Below are 22,613 nucleotides of genomic sequence, written 5' to 3'. Positions count from 1 at the left end.
TTGATACCCCGCACCTCCGCAGCAGACTCATGCCCCCCTCAAAGAATGGGGGGGGCATGACTGGTTTTATTATGACACAGTCTGGAAAGCGGGAATCCAGGAAACCATCTACCAGCGCTAATTTCATGGGCAATATCTGCTTTATTTTTCTAATGCGTTTGCCCTGGGTGCTGGGGTTTGTAATAAATACTGGATTTATGTTATATAAGAGAATGGAGGCTGGAAAATTCAATGTTGTTCTTGGTGCCGGGGCAGCTGGGCTGGCAGCCGCATGGCAGCTTTCGGAGTCTGGAAAACCGTTTTATGTCCTTGAGAGAAACCCCATGCCGGGAGGTCTCTTGTCCTATCACGAGAAAAACGGCAATGTCTATGAATACGGCACTCATGTCTTCCACACCGACAACGAATCCTTCAGACAGCGTATTAAAGCCCTAATGGGTGATACCCTGTTCGATTTTGACAGGGCTGGAAAACTACATATCAATTTCCAGGGCAAGTACTATCGTTACCCCTTAAACGGTATAGATATTATCAGGAATCTCCCGCTGAAAACCGCCGTCCAATGTGTTTTCAGCCTAGCCACCTCCTATTTGAAATTCAGAAAACAGCCACAAAACTCCGCCGAAGTCTTGCAAAAACATTTCGGCACTAAACTCTATGATATATTCTTTAAGGACTATACCCATAAATTTTGGGGCAGACCCTGTGAGGAACTTGACAAGACCTTTGCACTCGAACGAATCCCAAGGTCAGATGTCCTAAAAATCCTTCATGACATCTTCGAGAAACTTGGCATAGACCGTATGTTCAGCGGCCACAACCTTACCGAAAGGGTTATCGGGAAGCTATATTACGCCCCAAATGGTATCCACCAATTGATTGACACCCTGGTCGCACATGTCACGCAACGCGGCGCCATCATAGAGACCGGCATACATATAGAAAAGATTATCACTGACAACGGCAAATGCTCTCTCATACAATACCGCTTGCCAGACAATTCGATAAAGCAGATACACGTGGACAACATCATTTCCACTATTCCCATAAAGTACCTGGTAAATCTGTTCTCCCCGTCCCCCAACCGCGACGTGACTGCTGCCGCCAACCGGTTGAGCTACCTCCCTCTTACCGTTTGCGGCCTGCTGGTAAAGAAGCAGCAAGTCCGCAACGCCATATGTACTTATTATAGGGACGCCATTTTTAACCGTTTGAGTGAACCGACCGTTCACGGCCTTGTTACCGTTCCCCCGGGGAAGACTATTTTACTGGCAGAGATGACCGATTATTCCATTAAGATGGCAAATGTGGCATCAGATGGTGAAATCATATCGAGGGTAATTGCCGATATTGTCAACAAAGACTTAATCTGCGAAGATGATGTAGAAGATACCTGCCTCTTCAGATACGAGGAGGCTTATCCTATCTATCATATCGGTTTCAAGGATGATTTAAATATTATCGGTAATTACCTAAATTCTATGAATAACGTCTTAACCACCGGTAGACAGGGATTGTTTTGTTATGTTAATATACACGCTACTATGCAGATGGCAATGAGAGATGCAGGGAGTATTCAATCGACAAGATGAAAATTCTTTTTATCATAGAAAACGGGCTTCAAGAATCACTTGGTGTGGCTTCGATAATTGCCTATATATCCCGAACTGGTGGTCATACCGCCGACGTAGTCCTATATTCGCATGTTAAGGATATATTCGATTATATCAAAACCACCAAGCCTGACATCATAGGGTTTAGTATAGTAACCGGTTCTCACCGGTTTGCCTACTCGCTTGGGAAGAAAATACGTTCCGAGTCTGTAATTCCGACAATTGCTGGCGGGCCGCATGCTACGTATTATCCTGAGCATATGGCTGAATCCGGGGCCTTTGACTATATCTGCAGGGGCGAGGGTGAAGTGCCGCTTGCCACTTTGCTTAACAGCCTTTCGAAAGGTGAAAATGTAACCGATATTGCCGGACTTTGGATTAATTTCTCCGGTACATGGCATAAAAACCCTATAGGGCACTTGCTGGAAGATTTAGACAGCCTTCCATTCCCTGACCGGTCGCTTTTTTTTAAGTATCCTTTTCTGAAAAATATGTCTCTGAAAAGACTCATAACGGAAATTGGCTGCCCTTACCCATGCACATTTTGCCATGCCCCGCTATACAAGCAAGAAATGCTTGGTAAAGGGCGGCTTCATAGACAAAAATCTCCACAATATGTAATTGGAGAGATTGAATCAATTCAAGGTATTGCCCCACTTAACAGCATACATTTCTCCGACGATACCTTCGGCCATGACTTGAAATGGCTCAAGGAATTCGCTAATATCTACAAGGACACGATTAAACTCCCCTTTACCTGTAACGCAAGGGCCGACACAAACATGGAGGCCATAGGGCTGCTTAAATCCGCCGGATGTGTAGGTGTGCAAATTGGTCTTGAGTCCGGCAGCAAGCGAATCCGTGAGGAGCTGTTGAAAAAATACTGGACACAGGAACAGGCAGTTGAGGTATGCCGCGCATTCAAAAAGGTCGGCATAAAATTAATGGCCACTAACATGATAGGATTGCCATCGGAGACTCTCGAAGAAGCCTTAAGTACTATTCAGCTTAATGCCACATGTGGTGTTGACTTTGCGCGCTGTAACGTCTTCCTTCCACATCCAGCTCTACAGTTGACCAAATGGGCGCAGGAAAACGGTTATATCGATAAAAACTATTCCATTGACGACTTTGACGCGGCCCCGCTTAATCCCATAGTAAAAACTCCTCACAGAGAACAGTTTATCAATATCGCAAACCTCTTCTCACTATCCGTCAAAAAAGGCCTGATGAAAGGCCCTTTTGGGAAACTCTTGTTAAACAGTAAACCCAACAATCTGTACAATTTCATCGGAAGCTTGAATCTCATGCAAGAGTTTAGATTTTTTAATCTTAAACTGCTGCCTGCCCTCGATTATTTCAGAAATACTATTGGCAATCCCTTAGGATTCAAATATGGCGCGTGGCCTACTGACCGTGTAGGAAAGAAATAATACACTGAAATCTTAGAACAGCAAAGACAAACACACTAAAAGGTTAAGAGCGGATTCGGCAACATAGGTTCCTCATTTATCCCTATATCCCGTAAGATACTGTGCCAGTCACTGTCCTTTCCCCTCTCCTTGTTTTTTATAGTGCGTTTGTACTGATAGAACAGCCGTTTTGCTTGTAATCGCTATATAGATAAGAAAGTGTACTCGCCAAAGAGTCTTCCAATTTTACGATTGGTTTCCAATCTAAAACAGTTTCCGCCTTTTTTATGGAAGGCCTTCTATGGGTTATGTCTTCATAGCCCTTGCCGTAGTATTCCATCTGCGATACGAATTCATAAATTGCGTGTTTTTTCAAATCATGAGGAATATCGGCATGTTTCTTGAAAATATCTATACATTTAATGGCCAGATTGTATATTGACATAAAGTTATCCGGGTTGCCTATGTTAAAAATGTGACCATTACAGGTAACCTCGTTGTCTATTATACTAACGAGGCAGTCCACCCCATCTTTTACGTCTGTAAAACAGCGACACTGACTGCCATCTCCTACGATTAAAATCGGTTTTTTCATCAAAAGCCGTCCAAAAAACGACGACACTACGCGGCTATTCCCTTCCATAGCATCGCGCATACAATCCAGCCCCGGACCTATCCAATTAAAAGGCCTAAAACAGCAGTACCTCAGTCCATTCTTCACTCCATAAGCATGAATCACTCTGTCGAGAAGCTGCTTTATCGAGCTATATATCCAGCGCTGCTGGTTTATCGGGCCTACTACCAGGTCAGTATTGTCTTCGTTAAAATACTCAGACGATACCTTGCCGTAAACCTCGCTCGTCGATGGAAACACGAGATATTTTTTATGTTTCACTACCATTTTTATTATTTCCAGGTTAGCCTCAAAGTCCAGCTTGAACACGTTTATGGGGTCGAGTATATACAGCTTAGGCTGGGCTATAGCCGCTAGAGGTAACACAACGTCCGATTCTTGAATCATTTGCTCTATCAGTTTCAGGTTTTCGTAGATGTCTCCTTTGACGAAATGAAAATTTTTGTGTCCATTAAAACAGCACACCCTATTGTCGTTAAAATCTAGGCCTTTTACTATATACCCACCCCTTGAAAGCAATTCCTGCAATAAATTAGAGCCTATAAAACCGTCTATACCTATAATGAAAACCGTCTTCTCTTTATTCACTTTCGCGGTTGAACCTCCTTAAAATGTCTTCAAAATCGCCGATTACTGTAAGATTATCCTTAAAAGCCCAACGGGCGATAAACGTATCTATTTTTTCAACTATTTCTTTCTCCATGTGCTCAAGCAAAAAACTCCACAACTGCTCGGACAATAACGTGTAATCCCCTTGTTGTGGCAGCACCGGGCCTATCGTGCCATATTGGGAGCGATATTTTATCGGCAGCCCCAAAACCCCGTCTTCCCTGCCCTGATTTCCTGACAATGCCTGAATGGAGTGAAGGCAGCTCATTTTCTCTTCCGTAAAGTATTCCTTCCCAAAGATTTTATATAAAACGAGAAACTCGAACCAATCCGCGTGCCTGCCCATTGGAGAACCTATTTTATTGCCAAATCCCGACCTGCCGCCATACGCATTTGCAACAAAAAAGTACTTTATGGGTTCCTGGTTGGCCATATACTGCCGTTCCATTAATTTGTAGACTACTTCGTTCAAATGTCCTTCTATAGTCCCATGACCGTTAAAAAGCATAATTATATCAGTCTCTTCTTTCAAGAAATTTGACAGGACGCTATGTGTATAGCTGCGAAACACGTCGTTATCTACCGAGGAATTGCCGGGATATTCGGCACTGCTGGAACATGGGGTATAATGTATACCTGGATAGATGAACACATTATACCTATGTGATACTTTCTCGGCCAAGGCCTTCAGAAGGTGCTCAGCCAGTATGGAATCCGTTGAGATTGGCAGCACAGGGCCATGCTGTTCGACTGCCCCGAAAGGTATCGCACAAATGGTCAATTTGTCGTTTCCGGGATTCTTGTTTTTATATATATCAAGTGAAGAGAAATTGCCGCCCATAAGACTATAAACCATCCTCGAGCTGTGGCTTATAGATTATTTCCTCCGGTTTGTCCGGAAAATAAAACTCAGAAAGGCCCGCTTTCCAGTCCTGACACTTTATGCATGGTAGCGAGAGCCACTGGTTATCCCAATGCAACTGTCGTCTGCGCCTCAACTCTCCATTCCATACCTCGTCTATTGTCTGAAAATTCAGGTCACCAGCATAAAAATGCCCCTGGTAATCGGCGTCACACTGGGCTACCTTTCCATTCCAATGTATATTCATCGTCCTCATAATCCATGGACAGGGTATACGCTCCTCTGTGGCATAACTCAGGTTCTCTGCCTTAACGCCATATCCCCAGCCTAACCGTGGTCTTAATTTTACCACGAGTCCTTTTTTCAACCACATTTCTTTAAACAATATTTTTTCATGGGTATTTTCATCCATTTCGATAAACTGGGCTATTAACATCGGTTTGCTCAATTTTCTGTCACTTACCAACCCGGCCATATAAAGTATATTGGACTCTACTTCTTTATAATCCCCATTAATCCTGATTTTACTGTAAACCTCTTCGGAGGCAGCGTCCAGGCCGAAAATAAGCTGGTCAACTCCGGTATCGATAAGCCTCTGCGAGGCTTCTCTGTTCATCAACGTTGCATTCGTATTCAATATTACCTTTTTAATCCCCTTGTCCTTGGCGTATTTAATCATCTTAAAAAGCATGTCTCCCATCAACATCGGCTCACCCATTATAGCGGGCCACACCTCTATGTTAGGGTCTCGCTCCGCTATCTCGTCTATAATCTTCTTCCATATGGCAAATGACATCTTTCCTTTGGGTTTATCCATGGTTTTCTGAGGGCACATGACACAACTCAGGTTACATCCCGCTACTACCTCGACAATAGCAAGCTTCGGCAGGCTCAATTTCTTCAATGTCAACTTTACCTTGTTCAGGTCCGGGGTCGCCACTGCTTTCAGTCCTTTGAGTCCTTGCCGCAGACATGCGAATGTATGTTTACCTCTCTGCCGGAGTCGGACAGCTCCAACGTTTTAAGATAATTATGGTCCCATGACCTGTAAATCCTATCCTGGCAGTCACGGCAAAAAGGAATTTCGTCGTAGTGTTTTAGCCACATTGCCTCACGCAATTTTTTGTACTCCACAGAGTTCCATATAGCCTTAATTGTGGTTTCGCTAATGTTGCCAACCGCATTGGCGCCCTCAATGTCATAACCGCATAAAACCAGCTTCCCCTCCTGCGTAATTATACACCTTTCGTATGGATACGGACACGGGGTGTCTACATTTAAAAAAGGTATATCATCGCCAGATAATTTTCTATTGACCATTCCCCATGAAAGAAACTTCCTGATAACCACATGATCTACTCGCTGCTTCCAGAATGCCTCTATCGCCTCGATTTTGTCCATGACGGATTTTTGGTTAATAACACTTGTTATTATCCGCGTTTTGAGGTTTTCACTGTTTCTTCTGCTTAGGATGTATTCCATGTTACGCATTAGTTGATTCCAATCCAGGCCAGCGCGGACTTTTTTATATGTCTTGTGGTCGGCCGCATCTACACTAAATTCAATAACATCCAGTCCCACATCGAGCAACGCGTCTGCCACCGGAGGCGTTATCAAAGAACCGTTGGTTATGAGGCCGACAGAACAGCCGACCTTCTTTGCATACTCTATAAGATTTACGCACTCGGGGTGCATCATAGGCTCTCCGCCGCCTGTTATTCTCAGAAATCTGCCATGGCTACCTACCTCATCCGCCACTTTTTGAAACAGTCCTACCGAGATATGCCTGTTGCCTTTGTCCCAATTAAACCTTCTAATGTCGGAGTTGCTCTCGGTATAAGGGCAGTGGGGACATTTCGAGTTACATACATAGGTAATCTCAATATGTACCATAAGGGGAAATTCCTCAGCCCCTGCCCTCATTTTGTAGAATGGATTCATTTCCATCGCTGCGCTATTATAACCTAAATCCGTCATTAAAATAAACTTGAAACACCATAAAATTTCATGAATTCGAGTTAGGCAGGCACGACCCTGACATTATGATTTCTTTTGAGAAGCCGCCGTGGTTGAAAAGCAAATCCACGGTCGATAAGTGGCTGACAAATCCATCATATACTTGCCTATAGACAGGATGTTTGTAGTTCTGAAATTTTAGCTTTATATTTGCCTGCTCAAACAATTGCGGCTCTATATAAGATTTCGCACCGTTTGGAGAAATATACTCCGATGCCGCAAATTCCCTGCATATCTCGATTATCCTCACGTTTTTTTGCCCGGCTCCATACAGGGTCGAACTATAAATTATTTTTGTTCCGATGTCAAGCTCTTGCCTCATGTAGTTAATTATCTCCATGTCGAGGTCTATTAACTTTACCCAACTGCTGTTGTATAAGTCCCTGAAAAATGGATTATACCTGTCGAAATAAGGGCTGCGCCCATAGTATTGAACGAGCGATTTGTAATGTTTTTGTGTCCATTTGGAATCATTATTGTTTATCTGCACTTCATTGATTTTTTGTCCACTGCGGCCCTTGGTCAACACCGGTACAGTCAACCACGCAGAGCCGTCCTTTGTGCGAATCCTGTTCCTATTTCGCCAAGAGCTGGTATTGTAATCTACGTCGTCATATATAATGAATACATCCGAACGTTCCATCAGCTCGAAAAATCCGAGCCACGGTAGATACCCGGGCTGCATTATACTAACTTTCACGGTTATGCCCCCCTATTAGTCGATTGTACCAGATATCTTCAAAAAAGTACAGGTCTCGATTTGCCTTACACGCCGGGCTTATGATATCATGTACCTATAAATGTCATGTATATTGTTAACCATGGGAGGTTTCGGCTGCAGGATACTACGAACCGTAATATCCGAAGGACTCATCATCGACAGGGTCTACGAACCGGAAGGTGTTCATTATCCAGATGTATATTTACCTCAAGAAAATCCATTGAAAGAGGTTTGCCTTAGATACGGAATAGAATATCGCCAAACACCCAATATCAACGAAAACGCTCAAGAGCTGCGGAATTTATCTCCGCGGCTGATCATGATAGGCACTTTCAACCAGATACTGAAAAAAGAGCTTCTTGATATACCGAAAAACGGAAGTTTCAACTTACATCTGTCGAAATTACCTTTCTATCGAGGAAGAACCCCAACCTTTTGGGCTATTGCAAATGCAGAGGTTGAAACTGCCGTTACCTTGCACCTGCTTCAACACGATAAAATCGATACCGGTTACATGTATGCTCAGGAACCAGTGATGATAGAAAAAACTGACACAGACGGAAGGCTCAGGGATAAACTCTCCTTGACGGCAGGCAGATTGGCTGCAGCATTCTTGAAAGATGCCTCAAACTCAAAGCCTATAAAATACGTCTCGGATGAACACCCAATCCTCCCCTATAGAACAATAGCCCATACGTATATTCAATGGAACAAAAAGACTGACGATATATTAAACCTCATACGGGCTTCCAACCCTTGGCCTCTCAGTAGAACTACCATCGTTGACGGCGGTGAGCCTAAAACCATATTGATTTCCTCTGCCGAGTGTTACCCTTATAAAAACAAAAAAGGTAAGGCCGGAATCGTAGAGCATGTATATCGAAACGGGGATATAGAGGTCTCCCTAAAAGATGGCTCCATAATGATATGCAGAGTAGCCGAGCCTCTTCACGGGATAAAGGCAGGCGCTGTCTTAGTATCCCCGCAGCTGTAGTTCACCGCGGCGCTCGGCGGTGTACGCTTCCCTTGCAACCTCGAAATATCGCCGCCCCGATGTGCCATTGCATTTCCCGGTCAACATATCTATAAAGGCATCGTCTAACGGTTTGTCCCCTATGTTCTTCCATGTCAGCAGATAGACCTTATCCGAAGACCAACTAACAGTGAGATTATCCTTCATGTTCGATTGCCGGAATATGGATGAATATACTATATCATTGCAGATATCCTGGCTTAAATCTACCAGGAAATAGCGTATGCCATATTTATCTATTACTTTTTTTGCGGAGGCTAAATCCTCGTACATAATGTCGGTAAATTCTTTATTTTTATTATAATCGGTCATTAAAGGCCTTTGAAAATTATTGTTGGGTATTACGTAGCACCCGGGAAAGAAGTTCAATAGCTCTATTTTTTCACCGCGTCCCACAATTGAGTGAATCTTTTCGCATAAAACCATATGCGGCCAATAATATGAATAAAACGTACTAAATCCTATCCTTCCGGTTGTTATGTCTAATGCGCCTTTGGGATATCTATATATTATCCCTCCGCTTACAAGCGCCAAATGTAGCAATATGGCAATTGCGGCAATATAGCCGGTAATGCGCCGTTTTTGTCCTACACAATACACAAGTGGCAATATAAGTACCATTGTCTTTAGAAATAGCAAGATTGTACTTATAGACCTTAGATATGGGGAATAGTTTGTCAATATTACTATTGTGGCATATATCGCTAAATAGCCTGCAAGAAACGGCATCATAATGTCGAGAATATCATTTCTATCGTTTCTTTGTAAAACAATGATCAATAAAATACCCAGTAGGGCGCAATACACAGAGATATTTATTATGGGCGGGCCATAGCATAATAGATACAACAACATCTTGAGGGTTGCTAACAGGTTTAACCCTTCTAACTTTGATAATATAATACTCTCTGAACCGCCATAATCTGATAATGAGTGGCGCAGTATCTCATAAGACGTATCATGCAACAGCACATAAGGGCTCAACCATTTTGACAAGATGGCCGTGTTCATATACTTATAGGTAAAACTAAGCGGTGTAATATCTATAAGGCCTGTCATTAAATAATTCATTGTCAGGGCAAGCATTATCGATAGCATTGATGCGATAAGCGGCAATATATATATCTTATATACGATATTTTTCATAATAAATCTATAATAAACAATCATGCATAATAAATAAGGTATAATTATTATTGCTATATGATGGGAAGTTATAATCACAGACGATATCAATAAAGACAATATAATAGAATATATTCGTATATTGTCCTTATATAACGCGGTTATCATAGAAACATATATGACGAGTATCACGAACGACCCTTTTATGACATGGTATTTCTGAAATTCGCTGTCCATATTGGTAATGGAATACATAAACGAGAAGACTCCCAAAAGAGGCCATACAATATTATTCCCTAAAGATAAACGAGTCATTACATGCCTGATCATCAAAAATACCATACCTGTAGACAACATAAAGAAATGGAACGATATCAATTGCGACGATTGTATATCTGTAAGAATCATCGACATAAAAAACAGACCATTGCCTTTGGATACATAGAAATGCTGGTAATAATTATTCATCCATAAGCTATGTCTTTTTATGACCTCAATATAGTATGGGACATAGTGTCCTACCGTGTCGTTGGTTACGATATCGGGGGATAATCCTTTTACTATGAATATAAACACTGTGGATATAGTTATCAATATACCCAAAAGAGCTGCAATGTAATTGGATAGCAACCACTTCCAATTTATTTTTGTACAATTATCGACAATATTATCGGCTACGGCTGGCAATGAGCGACATATATTGTTAAAATGCTTATACGACAGCAATAGTATAAACAATGTAGCAAAAAATATAACGGCATAATACAACAGATTCAACAAGCCTAAAATAAAAACGACAGCATTGTAAAAAGAAGCCCCAACAAACGATGACACGATAAACACATCCAGGCCGCCCAACTCTGGCAGCTCCGTACGGTATTTCTTTTTGATAAACCCGATAAACAGGTATCCGGGGTAGTACAATATCCAAATAATAAAAATAAAAAATAAAATCCTGAGCAGATTATAAACAAGGTATATATTGCCTGAACTATAAAAATATGAACTATATATATTGGAATATTTCAACCATAAAACCGTTAATACATATATACAAACCAATAAACAATATACAGCCTTTACCGGTTTAAGCATAGCATCTGAGACTGTAGCAGATAGAGATACAGGTGTCTCGCGGCTGAATCGAAAGCTGATACGGCTTGAAACCATCATAGTCCGATTCAACACGTGAAATTACGACAAGCCTGAATTTCCGCATATTGAATGGCAATCGATTGAGCACCTTGACTATCTCGTCGAACCTATGCACGACACAGCCATGATCCTTTTTTTCCATAATGATAATCTAACAAGGTAGTCGAGCTTACGTCAATACCTAAACACGCAGATGTCCCACCAAAGTAGAAATGTCCTATTCTTACCAAAAATGCGTTTGCCCTGGATGATTAGTTCTACTCTGAGCAATTTTCAGCAGAAGATGTTACAATATTTATAAGCAAAAAATTATACACTTGAAGGGATTGGTGTCGGATGAAACACACATGGGGCAAGTACATTTTGAACACTGAAAGCTGTGTATTGATATGACAAAACGCCAAAAGCCCTCAAATAGATTTCCACTAAAGATTTTTGTGGCTGTCTTTTCATTCAGCATGGTAATCATCGTTTTCATCGGATGGCGCACATGGCAGATGCATGGCAGCTATGAGAAATTGTCCACCAAACATGTAACTATTACACAAACCGTCGGTCTCATCATGCTGTGTGACGAGGTGTTGACCATGTCGGCACGTATGGCTGCAGCAACGGGGGATTTTAGTTACGAACAGAGATATGACCAGTTCGACCTGCAATTAGAAAAATATATTAATGACTTAAGGTCTGCTATCCCGCAAGCAGAAATTAAACAGTTTATCAATGAGACATATGAAGCAAACGCCGCTCTGGTTGCAATGGAACGCCGGTCTTTCGCATTGGCGCACCAGGGCAAACTCAATGAGGCATCTGCCCTGCTAAATTCCGATGAATACATGAGGTTGAAAAATAAATATGCACTCGGCATGGAAAGAACAGTTGCCGCGGCGAGGCGGGTTATTGCAAACGATACTCAGCGGCTTCATTCCCGATTTTTTTCATTGGTTGTTGCAGTTACTATGACTGTTCTGGCAACTCTGATGGTTTGGTTTTATGCTATCACATATGCGCGCAGATGGGGCATAGAACTCATGAAGTCAACAGAGCGCAGGCGGGTAGAAGAGGAGTTATCAAAAATCGAATGGCTGCTTAAACCAAAAGCTATCCAATGTGAAGTCTATACTCCTGCTTATGGGGATATAACAAAATATAATAAAGAACGCACTATATTGGACACATTAGGCACGGAAACTCTTACAAATATTGTCAATGAATTTATGGGTCTGCTCGAAACATCCAGCGCAGTTTATGAAAAAAATGGGGATTATGCAACAGGTATTTTCTCCTCAGGCTGGTGTCAGTTATTAGATAAGGCATCTTTTAAGCTCTGTAATACCGATGATGTCGACCAGGCATTGAGCAGCGGCAAGTGGAGCTGCCATGAGTCGTGCTGGTCTGAGGCATCAAAGACTTCCATAGAAAGCGGAAAACCTACAGACATTGAGTGCGCTGGAGGCATTCACCTTTATGCGGTTCCCATTCGCTGCGGCAAAGAAATAATAGGCTCAATTAATTTCGGTTACGGTGACCCGCCTAAAGACCCTGAAAAGTTGTCGGAACTTGCTTCAAAGTTCCATGTGGATGTTAAAGAGCTGTCTAATCTTGCACTGGGATACCAGAGCCGGCCACAGTTTGTTATTGACATTGCAAAGCTCAGACTCTCTCATGCCGCAGATTTTATAGGAATGATGGTTGAGCGTAAACGGGCGGAGGCAGCGATTTATAAGAGCGAAGAGAAGTTACAAAAGATAATTGACAGCTCCCCCACTGTTATATTTGTAAAGGACCTGGCTGGAAGGTATCTGTTGATTAACTCTCTTTATGAAAACCTGTTTCATGTTTCTAAAAACGAAATAATCGGGAAAACAGACTATGATATTTTCCCCATTGAAGCTGCCAAGGCATTTAGAGATGCAGACCTTGAGGTATTGAAGGCAAACAAACCGCTTGAAGTGGAAGAAAGAGTGCCTCAAGACGATGGTATTCATAACTACATTTCAATGAAATTCCCTCTCTATGGTTCTGAAGGCAAGCCTTATGCCGTGTGTGCAATTGCAACAGACATCACCGACCGTAAAAAGATGGAACGGTATATGGCGCAGACAAAGGAACGGTATGACCTCGCCACGTCCGTAGGAAATATCGGAGTATGGGACTGGAACATTGTCACTGGAAAAGTGGCATGGAACGACGAGGTTTTCAAAATACTGGACATTCCCACAGGGGAGCTGGAGCCATCGTATGAAATATTTACGTCTTTAGTACATCCCGACGACAGGAAACACTTTATCGACAACGTCACAGGAGCGCTGCAGAGCAGACAGCCTTTTGACTGTGAATACAGAGTTCTCTTAGCGAATGCCAAGGTGCGGGTATGCCATGCCCTCGGTAACCTCACCCTTGATGAAAGTGGGAAGCCGGTTCGCTTGATGGGTACATTCCAGGATATCACCGAGCGTAGGAAGGCAGAAGCAGCAATTATCGACAGTGAACAGAGGTATAGGATGTTGTTTGAGCAATCCAATGATGCAGTATTTATTCATGACATGGACGGCAATATAAGAAATGCTAATACACAGGCGGCAAAGCTGATGGGAGTACCCTTGGAAACTTTGAGCTCAATGAACGTATCTGAGCTTCATCCACCCGAAGAATTAGACAATAGCAGGTTGGCGTTTATAGAAACTATTAAGGAAGGTCATGTTTCTTTTGAGAGCAAATTTAGACGTTCAACAGGAGAACTTGTAGACGTGGATATTAATGCTGGCATTATTGACAGGAATAAAGGCGTCATACAGGGAATCGCAAGGGACATCACCAAACGAAAGAAGATGGAGATAGAGCTGAAGGACAGCGAAGAGGACCTTAATCGCGCTCAAGCCATCGCCCAAATTGGCAGTTGGCGTCTTAATATCCCTGATAATCGTCTGAAGTGGTCAGCAGAAGTATATCGCATGGCTGGAATCCCTGAACAAGGGTCTATTAATCTTGAAACCTTTATCTCAATCATTCATCCAGATGACCGTGATAATGTGCTCACAGCATGGACTGAGGCACTGGGTGGCGTCCCTTATGACATTGAACACCGCATGATAGTTGCGGGGCAGACTATATGGGTCAGAGAACGGGCAGAGATAGTACGGGACAGCGAAGGCCAGCCTTTATACGGTATTGGTACGGTACAAAATATCACTGAGCACAAGAAAACGGAAGAGCAGATAAAGCAGTCTCTCAGAGAAAAGGAATCCCTTCTCAGGGAAATACATCACCGTGTAAAAAATAATCTGGCCATTGTGACAGGTCTCCTTGCTTTACAGGCAAGGACAATTGAGGACACTGCCGTGAAGCAGCTCTTTGAGGAAAGCAAGCAGCGGGTCAAGTCCATGTCCCTTGTGCATGAAAAACTTTATCAGACACCAGATTTATCATCAATTAATTTTGCCGAATATATCGAGTCAATAGTTTCAGAGATAGTCAGTATGTACCGTATTGATACCAATGCAATCACCTCGATAATGGATATTGAGAATATTGAACTTGATTTGGAAGCAGCCGTACCATGCGGCCTGATAGTCAACGAACTCCTCACCAATGCCTTCAAATATGCCTTCCCTGACAAAAGAAGAGGGATAATAAGCGTACATTTTACAAAGACTGACCAGACGTACACTTTGACAATCAAGGACAACGGCATCGGGCTGCCTGAAGGATTTGATTATCAAAAATCAGACACAATGGGCCTTCAGCTGGTAACTGCCTTAGCTGGACAGCTCGATGGAATGCTTCAAATCAAATCTAAAGATGGACTGGAAGCCGTAGTTATGTTTCCGGTCAAAGGGGAATAAACATGAACGATAAAGTACTCATCGTCGAAGATGAAGCAGTACTTTCCATGCAGATAAAGTATGAGCTTTTGCAGATGGGATATTCCGTAACGGGGATATCTGATACCGGTGAGAAAGCCCTTGCCAGTATAGCAATAGAGATGCCAGATATTGTGCTGATGGACATAACCCTTAAGGGGAAGTTGAATGGGATAGAGACGGCTGACCTGATACACAAGCAGCATAACATCCCCATAATCTATATGACTGCGCACTCTGAGAAAGGCATAATTGAAATGGCGAAGCTGACAAGCCCTTACGGCTATTTGCTAAAGCCGGTCAACATCAAAGAACTCCAGATAACCTTAGATGTCACCCTGTATAAGTCCAAAATCGACAAAGAAAAAACAGAACTGACAGGAAGACTTTTATCTATGACGCACCAACAGCACATCATTCTTGACAACGCCAGTATAGGGATTTCACTTATCAGGGAACGAAAGTTTATCTGGTTGAACTCTAAACTGGCCGAGATATTCGGCTTTACAAGGGAGGATTTGGAAGGGCAAAACACAAGGATACTCTATCCGTCTCAAGAGGCATATGAAGAGTTTGGCAAAGAGGCATATTGCAAACTTGCCAAGGGTGTGGTTTGTAGTGAAGAGATTGAAATGGTGCGAAGGGATGGCTCTAAGCTGTGGTGTAAATATTCGGGCAAGGCTATAAATTCATCCGACCTGTCCATAGGGAGCATTTGGATCATAGAAGACATCACCTATCGCAAACAGATTGAAGAGGAATTAAAGAGGAAAAACGAACAGCTTGAGCAAATTAACAAAGAACTGAAGGAAGCAGCATTAAAAGAATATAGACAACGCCTTGAAAAAGAAGAGATGCTTGTTCAGCAGTCAAAAATGGCGGCAATGGGAGAAATGATCAGAGCAATCGCTCATCAATGGAAGCAGCCCCTGAATATTTTAGGGCTGATAGTCCAGGAGATTAGGGATTCCTATGAATATGGAGAACTTGACAAAACCCAAATTGACACTACGGTAAATGAATCATTGAAACAAATCCACTTCATGTCAAACACAATAGAAGATTTCCAAAACTTTATGAAGCCTGACAAAGAAAAACAGTTATTTAGTGTACAAAAGGCTGTGGGAGAGATGTTTTCACTTTTGTCGGCACAGATGAAAGTCAATAACATTTCATACTCGTTTACTTGCCATATACATAACAAGACATTCCCTGAGACAGAAGAATGCGATCAAGAATGTGAGCAATGTGTGATAAGCTCAAACAAGAACGAATTCAAACAGGTAATACTCAATCTACTCACTAACTCGAAAGATGCCATACTTGACAGAAGGGAAAAGGGTTTGATGAAGAAAACTGACGAGGGAAACATTATGATCGATTTGTATGATGACTATGACAAAATCATAATCGAGCAAAGCGACAACGGTGGTGGTATACCGCAAGAGCATATATTAAAAGTTTTTGACACATATTTCACAACAAAGGGGACAGGCAAGGGTTCCGGCATTGGGCTTTACATGTCAAAGGTCATAATAGAACAACACATGGGCGGCAGTATCCACGCATCAAACGGTGAATATGGAGCAGTGTTTACGGTAAAACTGCCAAAGCGGTATTTTTAAGATATGTTTATAAGCGGAACTTGGGTGTTGTAGTATAAATAAAATTAATGCTACAATAAAGTAACGTATATAATAAAAAAATTTATATTGAAAATAATTATACACGTATTTTACAATAGGGCTGTAAGTGTTGGAATGACACAGCGGGAGACTGTGACAACGGAGGGCGGCTATGGTAACAGCAGAGAACGTATCTGATAAGTCAGGCTGGAAGGCCTTATTTGGTGATGAGTTAAAGAAAAACACCTCAATTCTCTGCGTGGAAGACGAGGCCATAATATTAGAGGGCCTGAAGATAGTCCTCAGGCGGAGATTTAACAAGGTATATACGGCGACTAATGGGAAAGAGGGGATTGAGTTATTTAACAATAACAAGATAGATATAGTTATAACCGACATATTAATGCCGATAATGGATGGGCTTGAGATGGCCTCAAAGATAAAAAAGTCAAGCCCTGATACCCCCATACTGATATTGTCTGCCCTAAACGAAGAGCCGTTCTTAAAAAAGGCGGCAGCGCTTGGTCTTTACGACTACATTGCCAAGCCATACTGTGACGACGATTTTTTTGAAATCCTCTACAGGGCAGCGTTTGAAGTACACAAGCGGAAAAATATGGCATATGCCGCCAGTGCGGGGATAGAGATTGCAGAGCTGTTGTAAGACGTTGAGTTAGCGCCTAAACATGACCTTCAACACGGTCAGCCCTTCTTCGTATGTCTTAGAAATATCTGCGTCCATACTGTCAAAGAGCGCCAGCATGGGGCGGTTAGCGCTTAGTACCTCGGCGGTAAATCCAAGTAATCCACGCTTTTTTGCTATCAATGTCAGGTAGCTAATTAGTTTCTTTCCTATCCCCATCCCCTGATATGAATCCCTCACGACGAAGGCGGCATCGGCGGCATGTGTATCCTTTAGAATTGTAAATTGCCCCATGCCGACTACTAATTCCCTCGCACCTTCCTTTACGACTGCAACGAGTACCATTTTATTAACATAATCGATTGATATGAACTCCTGAAGTCTTTCGTGAGGCATGTCCTTCCTGACGGAGATAAATCTCTTGTAGAGCGTATCGTCAGAGAGGGAGTAAAAAAAATCCTTCAGCAGGGGTTCGTCGGTTATTTTTACCGGCCTTAGAAGCAGCTCTGTATTGTTGTCTTTAACGGTTGTATAGATTTCTAGTTCTTCGGGGTAGCGGGCGTTGCAGCCGTGACTTAACTTCAAGTCTCTATAAATGAGATTTGCCCGTTTTGCCTCTTCAATCAACTGCTCCCTGAAAGAAGGGTGGGCAATAGAAATCAGCTCCATAGCCCGCTCCCTGATGTTTTTCCCGTGCAGACATGCAATACCGTATTCGGTGACGACATAGTGGATATCCCCTCTGTTTAAGGTAATACCGGTGCCTTCGCGTAAAAATGGTACGATTCTGGAGACGGTCGTCTGCCCGCCGTCTGGTGCCGTTACAACAGCGGTCGATTCGATAGCAAGAACAGCCCTTCCACCTTTTGCCATTACCGCACCGCGCATGAAATCTGCCTGACCCCCTATGCCGCTGAAAAAGGTCTTCCCCAGCGACTCAGCCGAGGACTGCCCTGTCAGGTCTATCTCGAGGGCGGTGTTTATGGCCGTCATGTTTTCGTGTGAGGCAATGGTCATTGGGCTGTTGGTGTAGTCTATGGTGCGAAATTCAACTGAGGGGTTGTCGTGTATGAAGGCGTAGGTGTCTTTGCTGCCCATGCAGAACGAGGCCACGGTCTTACCGTGATTTCTGGTTTTCATTAAATTATCAGCAGCCCCGCATTTTATCAGCTCAACAAGGCCATCAGACAGGAGTTCTGTGTGAATGCCGAGGTGTCTTTTCCCCTTTAAGTTTGCAGCAACGGCATTTGGGATGCTGCCGTAGCCTACCTGAAGCGTATCGCCGTCTTCGATGAGCTTTGAGACGTACTGACCGATTTTCTCAGCGGCTGCAAAGTCCACGTCAAACTTGTACTCAAGGAGCGGCTCGTCGGCTGAGACAATAAAATTAACGTCCTTGATGTGTATAAAACCATCGCCGTGGACACGCGGCATATTTGTATTAACCTGAGCTATGACAAGCCTTGCCGTCTCCACTGCCGCCTTAACTATGTCAACACTAATGCCGAGGCTCATAAACCCATGCTTGTCAGGCGGTGAGGTCTGAACAAGGGCAACATCTATGGGCACTAATCGCTGGTAGAAAAGCCGCGGCACATGTGACAAAAACACGGGGGTGTAATCGGCAAGGCCGCTGTTTACCGCCCTGCGCGTATCATGCCCCACGAAAAAAGAATTATGCCGGAAGGCATGTTTAAACTTCTCCTGCGTATATGCGGCAACACCCAGCGTCCAGACTTGCAGCACCTCGGCGTCGAAAAATGCCTTCGGATTGTTCTCGACATATCTTATCAACGCCTGCACAAGGTACTGCGGTTCGGCACAGCCTGTGCCAATGAAAATCCTGCCGCCACGCCTGAGATGACTGAAGATATACTCCTCAGAGGCGAACTTCTCCATGTACATGTGATGCAGTTGCGCAGCGGCAGCCACTACTTCAAATCCCTCTGTTAGTAGTTTTCTTCTTTTATCTGAAAATGTGACTTCGGATGACTACAAGCGGGGCATTTCTCAGGGGCATGTGTGCCCTCTGCCACATAACCGCAGTTTCTGCACTTCCACTTTACCGGTTCTTTGCTGGTGAATACTGTGTCATCTTCTATGTTTTTCAGGAGCGCAAGGAATCTTTGTTCATGCTGCTTTTCAACTAATGCGATTGCCCGAAAAGCAGCTGCGACCTCTTTAAATCCTTCCTCATCGGCAATTCTGGCAGCCTCAGGGTATAACAGGGTGTGTTCTTCGTGTTCACCTTCGGCTGCTGCCCTGAGATTTTCTTTTGTACTGCCGATTATACCGGCTGGATAGGAGGCGGTAATCTCTACCATGCCGCCTTCGAGAAATCTAAAGAATGTTTTAGCGTGTGCTATTTCGTTTTCTGCCGTTTCATTGAATATAGCCGAGATTTGTTCGTAGCCCTCTTTTTTAGCAGCGGTGGCGAAGAACGTGTAACGGTTTCTTGCCTGTGATTCACCTGCGAACGAGGCCAGCAGGTTTTTCTCTGTCCGGGTTTCCCTGATAGTCTTCATGTATTACCTCCTCAACTGTTGAGCCAATTCATAGTTTAGTGGGATGCCCGCCTGATGATTATAACAGCGATCAGCGGTAGGGCAGAAATACGGAAAACACAGAGCCTTCTCCCACATTGCTTTTAGCTGTGATGTTACCACCGTGTTCTTCTATGATTTTTCTGCTTATAGAAAGACCAAGCCCCGTACCGCGCCCCATTTCTTTTGTTGAGAAGAACGGCTCAAAGATCATCTTCAGCTTATCAGGGGGGATTCCAGAGCCAGAGTCGGCCACCTGAATAAAGGCATACTGTTTGTCGTCTTTAGCGCTTACCCCTGTGGTAATCTTAATAACCCCCGCGTACTCCATCGAGTCAATGGCGTTGGAGATAAGATTATCGATGACCTGGCGTACTTTACCCTTGTCTATGTGAATCGGTTCGATGGCGGGCAGGTGGCTTTGCAGCTCTATTGATTTGTTCCTGCAAATCTCGTCATAGTTCAGAAGGGAATCCCTTACGACATCGTTTAAGTCGTGAGTGGTGAGGTTGAGGGTTGCCCCTTTGGAGTATGACAGGATGTCTCTTAGAATATTTTCAAGCCTTGTGGACTCGGTACAGATTATCTCGGCGTATTCTTTTTCTTTTGTATTGTCAGTGATTATCTTAAACAGCCGTCTGGCGAAACCGCCAAGTGCGGCAAGCGGGTTTCTGATTTCGTGAGCAACGCTTGCTGAGAGACGTCCAAGCGCTGAGAGTTTTTCTGACTGAGTCAACTGCTCCTGAAGTCTGAGTTTTTCTGACTCTGCGCGGTTACGGTCTATTATACCTGCCGTAGTATCAGCAACTGCGCGCAGAAATGCCTCTTCCATCTCATTCCTCTTGTGACCGGCATCGACATACAGATTTATCACACCCAGCAGCCGCCCGCTTATCATAACCGGTACGCAGTAGTGCCCGTGGTTTGCCATGCCGTCATAGTGGACATGGTGGCACTCGTCTAATTCATTTGTGAAGACGATTTCAAGGTTTTGAGCGCACAAGCCACAAAGACACTTCCCTACGGGGATGTTTTTGCATACTTCCTTCAGATAAGCCGACAGCCCCCGTTCGGTCTCCATAATAAGTATGGAGTTGTCCTCATCGAACAGAAATATTGAGCCTTTTGACTGTAACGAAAGCCACGGGATGGATAGAATAAGCTCAAGGACATGTGCAAGCTGTTCCTTCATCGATATGGGTTCTATTGAAATCTCAAGCACGGAGTTGATGACACGCTGTATCTGATAGTTTCTGTTTATCTGTTCTTCCATGCGGGTGCGCTGAGTTATTTCCTCTTTAAGTTTTTCGTTTGAGAGTGTCAGCTCCATAGTACGTTTTTTGACTCGTTTTTCAAGCTCGTCATTGGCGGCCTCAAGCGCCTTTTTTGCCTTGTCCATGTCAGTGATGTCGCGTGATATGCCGATTACGCCTATGATACGGCCATCGCTGTCTGACCAGGGAATCTTAGTTGCCGAGACCCAGACCTCCTGTCCATTTCTGCGGGTATGTTTTTCAACGTTACCAACAATTGCCTTGCCGAAGATCATGATGTTTTTTTCAATATCAGATGCGGCTTTGGCCTCGTCTTCCGGCATGAAGTCAAAGTCTGTGTTTCCAATCATCTGTTTCATTGTGGTATCAGAGTGTGCCAGCTTTGCCTTATTCACCATGACAAATCTGCCCTTAGTGTCCTTGAAGTAGATAGAATCGGGGATGTTATCCATCAAGGTCATAAGGGGTTCATGTTTGAGGGCTATTGCCTTTAGTTCAGAGAGCCGTGCGGCGTGTCTGATTACTCCTCTGAGTTCATGAATATTTACAGGCTTACGCAAAAATATATCAACACCTGCCTGAAAGAACCGCTCTGAGTGTTCACCGACATGCTGTCCTGTGAGGGCGATTATAGTGGCTATGGAGTCACCGTTGACTGGGGTTGAGTTGGCATGAGATATTAGCGCGCCGGGGAAATCTACAAATGATTCGTCATCGTCAAGGATGACAAGGACAGGCCTTTCCTTAAGATATATGCTTAATGCCTCATCGATTGCAGCCGCTGAGAGTATCTTAAACTCTGCGGCTGCGTCTTGCGTGCCACAGAGCGAGGCTGTAACTGAGGCATCTCTTGTCAGCACTAATATATTAATATTTGACATATGCTTATATATTAATTTTTACTCCTCAATTTGTCAACTTTTTAAATTGACATTGTAAGAAGTGTCAATTATTATAGGGAGAGAGGCAGATGGCTGAAAAGATAATCATAGACGGTTATAACATAATCGGGACATACCACAAGGACCTCCGTGCGCAGCGGACAAAGCTGATAGAGGATTTATCTGCCTATGGAAGGCGCAAGGGGTTTCTTCACAATATGACAGTAGTGTTTGACGGCTTAAGGGACGGCGCTAACAAGACGCAGACAGTGATTGCCGGAGTAACCGTGATATATTCAGGGCGGGGGGAGAGTGCGGATGACGTGATAAAGGAAATCATTGGCCGGGCTGGAATGAAATATATCGTGATAACTTCAGACAGGGCAATTGCGTCATTTGCATGGTCGAAGGATTGCACACCGGTAAGGAGCGAGGATTTCAGCCGCAAGTTATATCAGAGAGACATTGTTCCTACCTCGATTGATGAAATGTACATGGAAGACGACGAAAGGACATCAGGGAAAAAGAAAGGCAATCCATTTGTTTTATCGAAAAAGGAAAAGATGATTAAGCAAGCGCTGGACAAGCTCTGAGACTTAAAAGT

At 43.5% G+C, this 22,613-nt stretch carries 16 protein-coding genes; 7 read left to right on the top strand and 9 right to left on the bottom strand.

Going from position 1 to position 22,613, the window contains the following annotated elements; genetic code table 11:
• Both ASN18_RS14425 and ASN18_RS14420 read left to right on the top strand, forming a co-directional pair.
• Positions 1–1,592: FAD-dependent oxidoreductase (locus tag ASN18_RS14425; RefSeq protein WP_236861787.1), on the top strand; the 1,592-nt coding region annotated here is incomplete at its 5' end.
• Positions 1,589–3,046 carry a B12-binding domain-containing radical SAM protein gene (locus ASN18_RS14420; RefSeq protein ID WP_085053483.1) on the top strand — a complete coding sequence of 486 codons (1,458 nt, stop codon included), beginning with the start codon at positions 1,589–1,591 and terminating at the stop codon, positions 3,044–3,046. The genes ASN18_RS14425 and ASN18_RS14420, both read left to right, overlap by 4 nt.
• Before the next feature lie 136 nt (positions 3,047–3,182).
• Here the strand turns inward: ASN18_RS14420 and ASN18_RS14415 are convergent, their stop codons facing one another.
• Genes ASN18_RS14415 through ASN18_RS14395 form a run of 5 tightly spaced genes read right to left on the bottom strand, consistent with a single transcriptional unit; the run spans position 3,183 to position 7,846 of the window.
• Positions 3,183–4,247, bottom strand: a complete 1,065-nt coding sequence (locus ASN18_RS14415) for a bifunctional UDP-4-keto-pentose/UDP-xylose synthase (protein WP_085053482.1) — start codon at positions 4,245–4,247, stop codon at positions 3,183–3,185.
• On the bottom strand, positions 4,240–5,109 hold the full coding sequence (locus tag ASN18_RS14410) for a creatininase family protein (protein WP_236861786.1): 870 nt from the start codon (positions 5,107–5,109) through the stop codon (positions 4,240–4,242). Before ASN18_RS14410 ends, ASN18_RS14415 begins: the two co-directional genes overlap by 8 nt.
• 4 nt (positions 5,110–5,113) lie before the next feature.
• Positions 5,114–6,070: a radical SAM/SPASM domain-containing protein gene (locus tag ASN18_RS14405; RefSeq protein ID WP_085053480.1), complete on the bottom strand. Its 957-nt coding sequence runs from the start codon at positions 6,068–6,070 to the stop codon at positions 5,114–5,116.
• Positions 6,071–6,075: 5 nt separating this feature from the next.
• Positions 6,076–7,107 carry a radical SAM/SPASM domain-containing protein gene (locus ASN18_RS14400; protein ID WP_085053479.1) on the bottom strand — a complete coding sequence of 344 codons (1,032 nt, stop codon included), beginning with the start codon at positions 7,105–7,107 and terminating at the stop codon, positions 6,076–6,078.
• A 28-nt stretch (positions 7,108–7,135) separates the two neighbouring features.
• Positions 7,136–7,846: a WbqC family protein gene (locus tag ASN18_RS14395; protein WP_157073020.1), complete on the bottom strand. Its 711-nt coding sequence runs from the start codon at positions 7,844–7,846 to the stop codon at positions 7,136–7,138.
• A 121-nt stretch (positions 7,847–7,967) separates the two neighbouring features.
• On the opposite strand from ASN18_RS14395, the gene ASN18_RS14390 reads away from it, so the two are divergent.
• Positions 7,968–8,861, top strand: coding sequence for a methionyl-tRNA formyltransferase (locus ASN18_RS14390; RefSeq protein ID WP_236861785.1), 894 nt, complete (start codon positions 7,968–7,970; stop codon positions 8,859–8,861).
• Here the strand turns inward: ASN18_RS14390 and ASN18_RS17290 are convergent.
• Complete coding sequence (locus ASN18_RS17290) at positions 8,841–10,046, bottom strand: hypothetical protein (RefSeq protein WP_157073019.1); 1,206 nt, start codon at positions 10,044–10,046, stop codon at positions 8,841–8,843. The two genes, ASN18_RS14390 and ASN18_RS17290, sit on opposite strands and share 21 nt — an antisense overlap.
• Positions 10,047–11,569: 1,523 nt before the next feature.
• Here ASN18_RS17290 and ASN18_RS14380 point away from each other — a divergent pair.
• From ASN18_RS14380 to ASN18_RS14370, 3 genes are all read left to right on the top strand, one after another.
• Positions 11,570–15,025, top strand: a complete 3,456-nt coding sequence (locus tag ASN18_RS14380) for a PAS domain S-box protein (protein WP_085053475.1) — start codon at positions 11,570–11,572, stop codon at positions 15,023–15,025.
• Between the two features lie 2 nt (positions 15,026–15,027).
• Positions 15,028–16,668, top strand: a complete 1,641-nt coding sequence (locus ASN18_RS14375; RefSeq protein WP_085053474.1) for an ATP-binding protein — start codon at positions 15,028–15,030, stop codon at positions 16,666–16,668.
• A 172-nt stretch (positions 16,669–16,840) separates the two neighbouring features.
• Positions 16,841–17,332 (top strand): response regulator transcription factor, encoded by a 492-nt coding sequence (locus ASN18_RS14370; protein ID WP_085053473.1) that lies wholly within the window; start codon positions 16,841–16,843, stop codon positions 17,330–17,332.
• Between the two features lie 9 nt (positions 17,333–17,341).
• Here the strand turns inward: ASN18_RS14370 and ASN18_RS14365 are convergent, their stop codons facing one another.
• From ASN18_RS14365 to ASN18_RS14355, 3 genes are all read right to left on the bottom strand, one after another.
• Positions 17,342–19,216 (bottom strand): GNAT family N-acetyltransferase, encoded by a 1,875-nt coding sequence (locus ASN18_RS14365; protein ID WP_085053487.1) that lies wholly within the window; start codon positions 19,214–19,216, stop codon positions 17,342–17,344.
• 44 nt (positions 19,217–19,260) lie between these two features.
• Positions 19,261–19,836 (bottom strand): rubrerythrin, encoded by a 576-nt coding sequence (gene rbr / locus ASN18_RS14360; RefSeq protein ID WP_085053472.1) that lies wholly within the window; start codon positions 19,834–19,836, stop codon positions 19,261–19,263.
• Between the two features lie 70 nt (positions 19,837–19,906).
• Positions 19,907–22,009 carry an ATP-binding protein gene (locus tag ASN18_RS14355; protein WP_085053471.1) on the bottom strand — a complete coding sequence of 701 codons (2,103 nt, stop codon included), beginning with the start codon at positions 22,007–22,009 and terminating at the stop codon, positions 19,907–19,909.
• Between the two features lie 89 nt (positions 22,010–22,098).
• Here ASN18_RS14355 and ASN18_RS14350 point away from each other — a divergent pair, with 89 nt between their 5' ends.
• Positions 22,099–22,602 (top strand): NYN domain-containing protein, encoded by a 504-nt coding sequence (locus tag ASN18_RS14350; protein ID WP_085053470.1) that lies wholly within the window; start codon positions 22,099–22,101, stop codon positions 22,600–22,602.
• Positions 22,603–22,613 lie beyond the last annotated feature (11 nt).

Source organism: Candidatus Magnetominusculus xianensis, assembly GCA_001541255.1.
Classification (GTDB): Bacteria; Nitrospirota; Thermodesulfovibrionia; order Thermodesulfovibrionales; family Magnetobacteriaceae; genus Magnetominusculus; species Magnetominusculus xianensis.
Note: the sequence above shows the minus strand (reverse complement) of the source record. Positions and strands in the feature narration are given on the sequence as shown.